The sequence below is a fragment of the Glaciecola sp. 33A genome (assembly GCF_002836745.1).
Lineage (GTDB): Bacteria > Pseudomonadota > Gammaproteobacteria > Enterobacterales > Alteromonadaceae > Glaciecola.
The window spans coordinates 25,813-38,205 of the sequence record NZ_PJAR01000033.1; the positions used below are offsets into that span (position 1 = coordinate 25,813).

Sequence of the window (12,393 nt, forward strand, 5' to 3'; positions counted from 1 at the left end):
TTTCTAGTGCAAATCAGATTGGTTCAACACTCCCCAAATTCGCTGTTGTTCAATAACACCCAAGAAATTATTAATCGAAAAACCATTAGGATATAAAGTAAACTCAGTATCTCTTTCAATTTCTTTACCTTCAGTAATATCAACCATACTAAATAACAGGTGACTGTCATCTCTTAGCGCTATGATTACTTCTTCCAATGATACTTTTAAGTAGCCAGAAAAGAGCTGATGATCAAGCTCTACTGAGGTATCAACAATCCAACCAATTACCTTTGGAATTGGGCCGTCTGTATCGACCTCAAGAGTCGACTTAAAGTTTACATCGCTTAATAGCGCTTGCTCAACTGCTCTCACTTTACGGGAAATTTGCTTACCCGCTTTTCTCAGTGTTCTTGTTTTATGAAACCAAGCATCTTTCTTACTGCTGCGTAAAAACGTGGATTTGACTTCAAGGACAAGAGTGTGGCCTTCCAAGACACATATAATGTCTATTTCACCAGGGTCCCGTTCAGGCGTTTTTTCGGGTTGGTAATTAAGTAGCACGGTAAACCCACGAGATTTCAAAATGTCAGCCAACCTCGCTTCAATAGCCGCCGTCTCGGCACGGGCCTCGGTTCGACCAGCGCCAACACGCCTCAGGTTATTAATGGTAGCAGTCGAGTTGTTCTGAAATGCCACCATCCAAGGGAATTCAAAAAGATGATTACCTAGTGCAAATATTGGGCGCTCATACAGCTCTGGCATTATCACCATTGGTAATTTATTACTTTGCAGTTTCTTTGCCTTAGTTTTTAAATCAAAAGACCAAAAATCAATTATCGCTTCTGCCGCCTTTAAATTGCCATTGGGAAAGGTTTCATTCACAGTCCAGTCTTTAAATTTCCGACTTTATCCTTTTTAAATGACCATGTGATTGGGAAGCGGTTTTCCCCTTGTTTAAGGCCTTCAAATGCTAAACGACTAATTGCTGCTAACCAATTTTTCTCGACATACAAGTATTGTTGATAGGGCGCTATAAAGGCCTTGTTATAAAAGGCCGACATTAGATTTAAAGAAAGTAGGGCTTCATGTAATTTTACGCGTAACCCACTGTCAGCGGTTAAATATTCATTTAAACCGTAAACTTCAATTAATCGTAACTGATTGGAAAACGTCTTGATAACTGCAAATTGATTAGCATCATGATTCTCGGCTGAACCAATTTTTTGTTCAGCCATACCAGAAGCAATTAGTTCATCTACTCCTCGGTTTAACCAGTAACTATCCAATAGCTGTAATTTATGACCATTATTCTTCCAATCTAGATTGAGTTGTTCATTAGCCACTTCAATTACGGCGATACCCTTTTTTAATTTAAATGCAATGCTATCGTCGAAGCAAAACGCATGAGCAGATTGTGAAATAAAGCTATTGAGGGCAATCTGTTTTATTATCAAATTAGACATGTTTTGATAGGTTTTAGTATCGATTTTTTGTTCACCTGTCGGAAATAAAAAGGGTATTAAGTGCTCCTTTACGGTGTCAAAAATGCACTTCTCTGTTAAGTTGAAATCCTCAATTTTGGTGTTTTCTAATTTCCAAGCCACAATATTTTTGAATGCTGTCCAAGCCTCGGTAGTTTTATTATCTTCAGGTAAGTGACAATCAACTTCACTATGTTGTCCGAGCAGATGCTCAAATGCGAACAGACTAATATAAATTAAACAAGTTAATGGACTCAAACTACTTAACTTGCGTTGAGCTTGCTCTAAATCCATTAATAATATTTCATGTTCTTTATGCATTAATTTGATGATAGCGATTAATTCATCAAATTCGTGTGTCTTGCTTTCTGTTAATTGCTGGAATTCTTGCCATTTATTTGTGTTCGGTTTCAGGGCCAACTCTGAATACCTAACGGCATTCTTAACGGATAAAGGTGATTCAGAGGCGATGAGTTTCAACAATGGGAAATTACTCACAACATCCTGGCTGAAGTACCTTGTTAGTGCTAGAACAAAAGCCTCTGAATTATAGACTGTCGAGGGAGTGACTTGCCAAAGCACGCTATGCCAAAATAATTGGTCTCTTTCTGTCGGTGACACCTTTTTGTTTTTAGAGCCAGCGGGTTTATTGTCAAGATAAGCTTCTATAATACGTTGAGAAGCATCATGTAATGAGTCATTGTAGACAAGGCTGGTGTTAAATTTTTTATCGTAGTAGTTTTGATTATCCATAATCTTCCTAATAATTCACACGGCTTTTAATGGTAAAGACCGAAATCACTATCCGTTAAAAATCAACGAACAGACAATATCCAATTCTGTTTTTTGGTGACTATAGACTATTAATCAACTTAACTGCTAAATAATGCATCACCTTTGGTGTATGACGGCAATACAGTTCGATATAAATTGTGGGAATATATTGAGGATAAAACTCTAATGTTTGATATTTTTTTATCAGATTTCATTTTCAATTATAATAAAGTCTGATAATTTTCGACAATTATTCATTTATAAAAATGTCGGCGAGATTAATGTCCAAGAAACCGGTCATAGCTATTTTCTAAATATTAGTTGTCATTTTTACTAGGAATTAGGTTTTTATCTATCGCCTTGATAGGCAAGTAAACGGCAATAGGGGCCGTACGCCGTTCAAATTTGTGTGAGAAGTTTGTGCTTTTGAGGACATAGCCAAGGCTTAAAAAAAACTGGTTATAACGATCTTGATCGCCACCAAACTGGTCAGTTGCGAATTTTAATCTTGTTGTGGCCCAGTATGACTTAGCATTCAAACCCAGTGAGAAACAAGACGTAGATAGACTTATTAAAGCATGCAATAGTGCCGTACTATGATGGATAAAGAAGTTAGAACATCTAAAAATGTAAACGACACAGACGAGAATTTACCTAGCCTTATCTTTTTGTAGACCAGTTTTACCTTTGTTGAATAGACAAGAAATGTCGTTTATTCTGATTACACTTTCTTCTTATTCTAATAAATTATAATTTGGGTTGGACAGTATAATGACCACATCTCTGGACTCAGACCGAGCCCTTGTAAATGAAACGAAAGATCAATTCGGCTTTGTTGGCATAGCACAACGACTTGCCCCGTCAATCGTTGAAGCATCAAAGGGCGATGGCATAGTTATCGGTCTTGAAGGCCGCTGGGGTTCAGGAAAAACATCACTTTTGAACTTTCTACGCACTGAACTTGTTGCAACGCAAGACAAAGGAATTCATACCATTACAATCGCGCCGTGGCTGAATGGTGATACCTCATCGATGGTCATGTCATTGCTAGGACCGATGACTGCAATACTCAAGGCCAAAGAAGAGGAACTTGCTGAAACTGCTGGCGAGAAAAATATTGCCATTAAAAAACAGATGGCTGAAGTCGGCCGGCTTTTAAAGGACTACGGTCCACAGACGGCTCGGAAGTTTGCGTCAGTTGCCAATTTTGCCGGACACTTCATCCCAGGAGGTCAGATTGCAGGAAAAGCATTAGATAGCGCTGCAACAGCGGCTGAAAAATTGATACCTAGTGGATCAACCCCATCTGAGCTAAAGCAAAAAATATCGGATAAAATCCAAGCGTTGGATGTTGGGTTTGTTGTTATTCTCGATGATCTGGATCGCCTTGAACCTGAGCAAGCAGTTGAAGTCGTTCGGTTAGTTCGTTCCGTCGCTGATTTTCCAAAAGTCGCATACCTGATGTGTTACGACCGTGAGGTCTTGGCTCAAGCCCTAAAGACGGGTCTGAAAGTTGAAGATGGTGACCTTTTCCTTCAAAAAATCGTGCAGCTCACTTTCAATATTCCGCTTCCCGAGCCATTTGATCTTCGCAACCAATTTCGAGAGGAAGCAAAAGCTATCTATGCCGAAGTCATGGGAGATGACGTCAACGGCGACCTACTAAATGATTTAATATCAGCTGTCGACCAAGAAGGAATGGGGCTATCTACACCACGTGAAGTCAAACTTGCTTTGAACAGCATTCGCTTTGTGTTTCCGCAAATCAAAGACGATGTATATTTCCCTGACTTTTGCCGTCTGCACTTGATCAAAATTACAAAATACAAACTTTATCAGTGGATTGAGTCTTATCTTTCAATACGCTCTGTATTAGTCACTGGAGACGCAAGTGTCCCTCCTGATGAAAAGGCTAAAATAGGTGAGCAGTTAAAGACGCTCTTGCCTTCAAAGGGTCCTTTCTCTAGCGATTCGATTTGGAATTTGCAACGTTTTATTCCGGGTGTGTCAGAGGCTGACAAACCAGAAGAAACGGTTTTTAACAAGATGGATTCGGCTGATGTTGCTGACGCGATTACCCTTAAAAGGCTCGGTAGTCCATTGCATTATCGTTTTTACTTTGCTCTCACTGGTCCAAAGACGGTTATGTCAGATGAGGATTTCAATCATATCTTGGCGTTGGCAAGGGAAAATGTCGATCTGTTGGCTATTCGCCTTATCGAAGAAGTGATGAGGCGACGTACCTCTGGCAAAACGTGGTTCGAACATGTGCTGGACCGACTAGACAAAGAATGCATAGCGACCTTGGATGAAGATCAGCTTATTGGGTTAGTTAAAGCGCTGTCCGATATGATGGATAGCGCAATGGCAGCAGACGGTAAACATCGTGTATTTTCTTCTACGCTTGATGGAATTGCTAATAAGGTTGTAAAGAGATGCCTAATTCAATTAAACAAGCTGAACCCAAAAAAACAGGCTGCGACTGTCCTACAGATAGCAAAAGAAGGAAGGGCCTTGAATTGGTTGGTTGGTAAGTTCTTTAGAGGCCAACTGTTTCGCCACGGAAAAGTCGGCAAAGAAGCGGTTACCCCGGACCAATGGGAAATTTCAGAAGAGGTTCTGGACGATGCAATCGCTATCTTGAAAGTGCGCGTCAAAGCGAAAGAAACGAAATCGCTAATACCAAATATGCCTGACATTACGTCCTACCTATACGGCTGGAAAAACCTAACTAAAAATAAAGAAGCAAATAACTGGGTGCGTAAGTACAGCAAAACTGATGAGGGTTTTATCAATATACTGAACCATCTTAGGGGCTGGTCAATGAGTGACAAAGTATATTACCCTCTGTCTCAAGAGGCCGTTACAAGCTTTCTCGATTGGGATAAAACAGTTGAACGCTTAGATAGTTTAAAAGATGGTAAGTTTTCTGCTCAAGTTGCGGAACTTCAAGCAGCAATTGACCATGCTAACCATTGAGTAGAACGCTGCCAAAGTGCGTCTAACGGCAAGTAATGTTAGCCCGTAAGCTTTTGAAGCAATTCTCTAAGTGTATATTTAACATCTTAATAAAGTCAGAGATTTTATTGGTTCGCCTTCAGAGCTTCCCGATGGTGATTGGCAAGAGTTAGATTTGGGCAATGTGACGCTCATGTCAGACCAACACGACAGTCATTTACATCTAACTAGTTCGTCCAGTATGCGCGGTGTGCGCGGATTGACGGTTTCAACCCCCTAGGCTCGCTATTATCGGCGTTATCAATGTGGAAAAGACTTTAATTGCTGGTTTTACCATCGTGCGAAACTTAGGCGCGCTGGGCTTTGCTGATATAGATTCAATGAAAGCCATCGATGAAGACGAGATACCCGTCTAAGGTAATGGTAAGTTGGTGGCAATTGTTGCCCGACCAACTCAGTCCTAAACACGGCATAAGCAGCCGTCCGCCGTTGAGAGTTGTTTTGAAAATATGTCCCATTTGCCGATTCCGCAGTTTGGTTGTTTATTGCGGCATAAAAGAACGATAGCGGACGTTCTGTAATCCCCACAACCCCGTGTTTAATTGCTAAGCGATACTTTTACGCATCTAAGTTGGTCTTTCTTCTGTTCGTTGCTTTATGCAAATGGTTTTGATGAAACAGTAACCATCTGGATTTACATATTGGTCGTAGTTGCAGGCTATCCGTTTTTCAAGAAACTAAATAAATCCTAGTTGTTTATTCGCAAAAAAACGAGCAAGTAATTGCAAATTTACTGAGACAGAATTCGGGGAGGAATTTAGATTAATTTTATTCTGATTATAATTAGCGAAGCTAGATAGTTTCGGTTTCAGTAAATCGTCAAGTCAATCTAACAGGGAGTCATTACTTAAAACCACTTTTTGAATGAGACTTCTTATTTCTCATTTGGATCGTTGGTCACAATTTGGGCTACAGCGCTAATTCATCATTTGGTCTATTATTGGACCAGAATTCTGATTAAAATGGACCAAAACTAGTCAAATAATTGCACTAGCACCTTTTACCCACTCCGCTTTTGCAGCCTGACTACCCGCACCGTTATCGGCCGACTATAAGGCCTATGAAATTGCCTATTTCACCAAACAAACATACCTACCAACGGGATAGACTTAGGCAAACAGAAACAAGGAACAGAAAATAAGTAGAATTAAAATCACGCAATAAACTTAGGATTCTAGAGTTGTTACTCGCTCCTTTTTAAACAGTCTACTCTTTCTAGGCTATTCGGTCGGCGTGACAACATCACGATGCTTTCAATATTAGAGATTTGCTTAAAACCTCCAGTCAATTCTCCACTTTCAAAAAAAGTACCTTTAATTAAAACCATTCCTTTTTTGCAATTTTTATTAAAGTTTTTAGAGAACTCTGTATTAATTATAACCATGATTTCTCTTGTAAAATCTCGGCTAAGTGCATCGTGTTCGTATGGGTAAATAAAAAAACCATCAGGAGTCGGTGTCAAATATCCGCTCGTCATGACGATGCTTTGGGAGTATTCATCTGTCGATAGTAATTCAAAAATAGGAACGGTTTTGAATTCCACAGAACCGCGACACGACGAACAAAAAAAGATAGTAAAAAGAACTACTATAATCCTAATTAACATGTTTCACCTGATTTAAAATTGCTGCATGACCAATCATTACTTGAACCATTTGGTCTTGTCACATGGAGCATAGCATTGTTTGTCGTATTCCATATATCGATACTAGTTACGTCGAAACTATCACCGAGGCGAGCTTCAAGCCTTAAAAGGTCCGGAGAGCCCATCGCCTCATCAATTGTAACGAGCCAATCTGATACATCACTTGGGACTCCTTGTGAACCAGCACCAGCATTACTATGAAGATCAAGAAATCTTCCTCCATTTCCATTTACCCATCCGTCTGCTGAATATAACACCTTGTCACTGAACCATGATTCATGCTCATAAACGTATGTACCTACTCTCACAATTCCAGCACCAATTGCTAAAGAACCTGTTTGCAATCCTGCTTTGTAGGTCTCCTTTAAATTTCTCATAGCTTGCCTAATTGCTATCTCTCTAGATACCTTCTTGCCTATTTGATTGAACAAATATTGAAACGCACCGGTTTGGGCACCATTGGCAAATTTGCCACCTGAAATCTTAGAAGCAGTCCCCCCAATTACAGCAGAAACTACCGTTCCTTGTGCAATTTCCCCACTGGACAAATTGTCGCCTCCGGGAAGAAATGCTCCACCGATACCTTTTGTGACGCCGGCACTAAAGAAACCGTGTCCAAACTTACCACCTTGGAGAGAAGAAGATACACCACCTACCAGTGCGTGTGCAGTAATTTGTTGCGCAACTTGCCCACTCGTTAACATATTACCACCGAAGTTGATACTTCCACTTTCATCCAACCCATTAAAGTGTTGACCAACCTCTGAAAATGCATACGCTGTAGCCGCTGTTATTGCCCCTGATGTAAAGGCTGCTTTCAAACTTCCCGTAACAGCGTATGTCGTAGCTGCACTAAATGCTGCACTGCACCAGACTTGGCACCCAGGAATGAAATTCAACCCCACGTTAATCGCAGTATTTAAGATTGGAACTTTGGCGATAGCTCTAAGAATGTTGCCTGTTGTCGCCTGTTGTCGCCTGCCAAAGCTTTTTGAAAAAATACCCACTGGGGTCGGTATAACTCATCGGATTGTTCAACACATAGCTATAGCGATTATAATTTTGGCTGTTATTCGGTGCTTGAATAAAGGGGTCAGCCTGCATAAACCGCCCAATCGTCGGATCATAAATCCGTCCCTTCATATGGATACAAAGGCTCTACGATCCGCCTGAAAAGCTGAGGAATTTAAGTCTCTATTACTACCGTATTCTCAATCAACGTTACAATTTCAGAGTACAGGTCAATTTCAACGTCTGGCGCTTCTAGAGAAATAAGTAAGCTGTACCGAACATCATTTTGCCAACGGTCTAACCCTGTCTTATATTTCCACCAACCACCTACAGGGCAAATTGCAATTGTATCCATATCAGCTAAGTCTTGAGGTGACCCCGTCCATATATCGGAATGAATACTTCCCCGTTTTCTGAAATCGCTGCCATATTTCCAACCAGAGCTGTCGCCTTCCGGCCCATCGTAATTAACGTCGGCCATTAATGCGTTAACTTTTCCTTTGAAATTACTAAGTGTTTGTCCAGGCCTTATCACTTCAAATCTTAATGCGTGTGACTGATAGCTGTAACGTTGCTTAAAGCCTCTTCGACTCGGATTGGGCTCAATAAAATATGAGAGCGTCACTTTGAGTTTTACATTAATATTATTGGGTAAATCGCGCAGTACTGATGCAGGCCAAGGCAATTGGTAAAGTTGCATATTTCCAAGTTTTGGATCGCTAGAGGTGGTAGAGCCTTGCTCAAAGGGCGTAATAGTGTTTTCAGCTACCATGGTAAGTTCATTGGTTAGACTATACTTTGCGCGATCAAAATTTGGAACGCCATAGCCGACACTGCGAAGCATAGTTTCCTTCGCAACAGTTTGCGTATGATCTGTTTTGAGGGCGTTAAACCTCCGCAACATTTTATCAGTCCAATTGGCTGAATGAATAAGTAATCCCCTAACGGTTTCAGGCCACAAGTCAGGGTATTCAGCCATTAGTTGGGCAGCGTAATTGGATACTACGGCTGTAGCTGCACTGGAATCTCTAGTTGTTTCAAACAGTTGGCCTGTTGTTCTGCCAGAGGTTGTCAGCAGCGAAACTGTATCAGCTTCAGTTAGAGATTGTTTATCTGGTGATAACAGTCTGTTACCTGCTTCAGCAACTAACTCTGGTTTATAAGGTGCATGACGCTTCCACCCCCAATTGACAGAAGTACGCGCTGATGGACTTACATCTCCAGCTTCAGCAAAAGGAGACCAATCGTCAAAGCCATACTCATCGACTGTCGTTAACTCTGTATAAGCTCCTACCGTAATTGCATTCCATGCTTGCGCTGGGTCTTCAATTTGAGATAAGTGAGCTTGCTCCCAATAATCCACGTAAGGCGAGATTGCTCTATTATTACCTGTTGAAATTATAAATAATCGATTAAAATCTTCGCTAAAGTTAAATGCAGAATCGTCTAATTGAGAAGACCAAGACGAAGGTTGACCTCCTAAGTATTCTGGATCTGATGTAACAGCCAACGAGTAAACTCTGCTAATGTTTGGATTATTGATCTCTAATTTGTTAAGCGTACCTAATGTAATTTCACCATAGAGTTTTGGGTCGTTGGTTCCAGTGGGCGGTAAAATCCTTCCAGACTCTATAATATGCGTTATCTCAATATTATCATTAGACAACGCTGCTTTTTGTAAATCACCGTAAGCTGCTATACCTGCCTGTAATGAGCCATGGGGCGAGTATGGCGGGCTACCTAAAATATAATTATCGCAGTGCGGCCAAGTGGGAAGCCAACATTCCGAATAACTTGCATTGCTAAAAGGTGAAAGCAAGGGATTGTTATAGTTTACACCAGTATCAAGTATTACTACCGATGTGCTTACATCATTTGGATTGCTAATTCGTTGAAGTACGTTATTTGCCCATTCGAGCTGCTCTTGTGGCTCGCTAGATACGATTGGGACGGGAACTTCCTTTGCCCGGCGAAGTTCTTTTAAATTTGAGATCAGGTAAACAGCATTCTCTAGCTGAGATATTGAAACTTTAATCAAGTGAACAGTGCAATCAAAAAACGTTTGAGAGGAGTTTCCAAGCTCACCACCGAGCCTTTCAGCAAGCAGTGAGACAAATTCTTGTGAAGTATTACTATCTTTGCCTAGCCAAAGTTCTATCCAGACTTGCTGGTTTCTGTCTTCTGGAAAGTAATCCGGATTATCAGTCCAAAATGATTTGATATCTGCTAAGCGGACAGACCGAATACTGTCAATCAACTTATGATTTCTTGGTTCGCCCTTTTTATTCAACCGCGAGTTATCAAGATATTCCTCAATTTTTTTATGAAACACATCTCTTTTAGATTCCGGCACGAACACGACGGCATGTTCAATACTATCTTTGTTAGAAAGGCTTTTTAATCTAAAACTTTTATTGTCGATATTATCAAAAGGCAGTGGCTGGTTAGGAAAGCTAGTTAACTCAATGTAAATCCCAAGCTCTTCAGATAATGGGGAATCGATTGTTTGTCTTTTTTGTTGATAGCTAGCTAGTGCACTAGAGAACTCACGTCTTAGGCTGGACCCGTGTTGGTCTCTATTTCTTAAAGGTACAGTAGCGCCTCTAGCAGTCTGCTTTGACTCATAATTCTCATTAGTGTAAAACCCTTGAAGTTTTAAATGGTGCTTCCTTTCACTCACAGACTACCTCATTAGTAATTAAATAAAGACTTTCCTGATTTTCTTCTTTCAAATGCAGCTAATAAAATTTCTTCATCAACTAACGCATCGTTATGAAGCACAAATTCCTTGGCAGCATCTTCACAAGCTTGGGTCACTTCAGCAGCGCTTAAACCCGCTGCGGTATCTAAAATTGGACTCATGCTCACTTGCCCTAAATCGAATAACGCTAGTGTTCTTTCAATTAACTCAGAAATTTGGGGTTGGTCTGGTTTAGAAAAACTAATAAATTGATCAAAGCGACGGTTAAGCGCTCTGTCTAGCAACTCTGGATGATTAGTTGCAGCGACTATTAAACTATCTGAATTATCCTGCTCAACAAACATTAAAAAAGAATTTAATATTCTTCTAATTTCTCCAACGTCATTTGCAGCGCCTCTTTGTGCACCTATTGCGTCAAACTCATCAAATAGATAAACCGCTCGTGTTTGAGCAATATGATCGAATATTGACCTAAGTTTCGACGCAGTTTCTCCCATAAAGCGCGTGATAAGTGAATCAAGAACAATCGTATACATCGGTAACTTTAGCTCAGTTGCTAGCATCGATGCAGACATAGTTTTACCTGTGCCAGGGGGACCAACGAACATTAACTTTCTACTTGGCGCTAAACCAAAGCGACTCAACTTGTCTTTTTGCCTTTGTTCGAAAATTATTTTCTCAAACCTTGTTACGATTTCGGGTGAAAGAACAAGTTCGTTTAATCTAACTGAATGAGATGTATGCTCCAACAGCCCATGCAATTCACCTGAAGTCACTTTTTTAAGTTGAACAGGTGCAGAAGAAACTGATTTCACATTTGATGCTTGTGATTTTTCGATGATATTTTTTATGTCATCCGCGAGTTTAGTGTGACCTTTTCTCGCTTCCTTTGCAGCCAATTGCATTGCAAGTGAATAAAAGCGAGTATCGTCACGATCTGCATGACTTTTTAGAAGTGCTTTTATTTGTTCAGCCGTGGCCATAATGTGTCTTCCGTAATATTAATAGTCGTTAGCTTACTTTTGCTAAACCAAAATGTATTTCTTCTTGAGTAGGTGTAAGCCCTAAAAAACCACTCACCAATTTCTTAACTGGCGCAATATCAACAAGCATTCCCTCTGCATTAATATACAATGTATCAGTAATAAAACATCTTTGACTATTTATATCCAAAAATATTCGTTCATGATCATTTATTGTTCGCGGCGAGCGAACCGTGTCATAAATACATTGTGATAATTTGGCAAATACACTGATAGATAGACCAAACTTTTTCTCAATATGTTGAACCGTCGCAAAGAACAAGAGATCACCCGTATCAAACCGACGAGCAGAGCGTGCATGAGTAGTTTGCTTACTGTATGGCGTTAGCGCATCAGTCCACGCTCGCAATTGATGTCGCTTAATATTTAGCGCTTCACAGATATCTTTTGTTTTCAAAACGGTCAAAAGTACTATTCACATATTGTTAAAAACTGCGCTTAATTTAGCACAGTTTTGCTCAGGTATCTATGTTGGGTTGCTCTTTGGCAGCAGGGTGCGACTTCTCATACGTCTTTTCCAGCTCTGGATTAGTAATATGCGTATACACAATCGTAGTGGATATATCAGCATGTCCCAAATAGACCTGTATTTGGCGAATATCAGCGCCGCCATCTAGCATGTGCGTTGCCGCGCTGTGCCTGAAAAGGTACTGTCAACTTATCGACCTTATTCCAAATTGTGAGATAATCCGGACATGAAAAACACCAAAATGTACTCCGGATATCGCTATCCATCTC

General features: G+C 40.4%; 9 protein-coding genes and 1 pseudogene. 1 reads left to right on the forward strand and 9 read right to left on the reverse strand.

What is annotated here, in order from left to right:
* Nucleotides 1–3 precede the first annotated feature (3 nt).
* Together CXF81_RS06135 and CXF81_RS06140 are read right to left on the reverse strand one after the other, a co-directional pair.
* Nucleotides 4–864, reverse strand: coding sequence for an NERD domain-containing protein (locus CXF81_RS06135; RefSeq protein WP_101180488.1), 861 nt, complete (start codon nt 862–864; stop codon nt 4–6).
* Complete coding sequence (locus tag CXF81_RS06140; protein WP_101180489.1) at nt 861–2,216, reverse strand: hypothetical protein; 1,356 nt, start codon at nt 2,214–2,216, stop codon at nt 861–863. The genes CXF81_RS06135 and CXF81_RS06140 overlap by 4 nt, the downstream gene beginning before the upstream one ends.
* Nucleotides 2,217–3,008: 792 nt before the next feature.
* Here CXF81_RS06140 and CXF81_RS06150 point away from each other — a divergent pair.
* Nucleotides 3,009–5,216 (forward strand): P-loop NTPase fold protein, encoded by a 2,208-nt coding sequence (locus CXF81_RS06150; RefSeq protein WP_101180491.1) that lies wholly within the window; start codon nt 3,009–3,011, stop codon nt 5,214–5,216.
* Nucleotides 5,217–6,438: 1,222 nt separating this feature from the next.
* Here the strand turns inward: CXF81_RS06150 and CXF81_RS06155 are convergent.
* The 7 genes and pseudogenes from CXF81_RS06155 to CXF81_RS06185 all read right to left on the reverse strand — a co-directional run.
* A complete protein-coding gene (locus CXF81_RS06155; protein ID WP_101180492.1) occupies nt 6,439–6,861 on the reverse strand; it encodes a hypothetical protein in 423 nt (140 codons plus the stop codon).
* Nucleotides 6,855–7,805 carry a hypothetical protein gene (locus CXF81_RS06160; RefSeq protein ID WP_101180493.1) on the reverse strand — a complete coding sequence of 317 codons (951 nt, stop codon included), beginning with the start codon at nt 7,803–7,805 and terminating at the stop codon, nt 6,855–6,857. The genes CXF81_RS06155 and CXF81_RS06160 overlap by 7 nt, the downstream gene beginning before the upstream one ends.
* A 40-nt stretch (nt 7,806–7,845) precedes the next feature.
* Complete coding sequence (locus CXF81_RS06165) at nt 7,846–8,043, reverse strand: RHS repeat-associated core domain-containing protein (RefSeq protein WP_101180494.1); 198 nt, start codon at nt 8,041–8,043, stop codon at nt 7,846–7,848.
* 43 nt (nt 8,044–8,086) lie between these two features.
* Nucleotides 8,087–10,591 (reverse strand): S8 family serine peptidase, encoded by a 2,505-nt coding sequence (locus CXF81_RS06170; RefSeq protein WP_101180495.1) that lies wholly within the window; start codon nt 10,589–10,591, stop codon nt 8,087–8,089.
* Nucleotides 10,592–10,602: 11 nt separating this feature from the next.
* Nucleotides 10,603–11,595, reverse strand: a complete 993-nt coding sequence (locus CXF81_RS06175; protein ID WP_101180496.1) for an AAA family ATPase — start codon at nt 11,593–11,595, stop codon at nt 10,603–10,605.
* Between the two features lie 28 nt (nt 11,596–11,623).
* The gene (locus tag CXF81_RS06180; RefSeq protein WP_157825509.1) at nt 11,624–12,052 is read right to left on the reverse strand and encodes a hypothetical protein; all 429 of its coding nucleotides are present in this window, start codon (nt 12,050–12,052) and stop codon (nt 11,624–11,626) included.
* A 61-nt stretch (nt 12,053–12,113) separates the two neighbouring features.
* Nucleotides 12,114–12,287 (reverse strand): annotated as a pseudogene (locus tag CXF81_RS06185) (tyrosine-type recombinase/integrase); the annotation flags it as partial.
* Between the last annotated feature and the right edge of the window lie 106 nt (nt 12,288–12,393).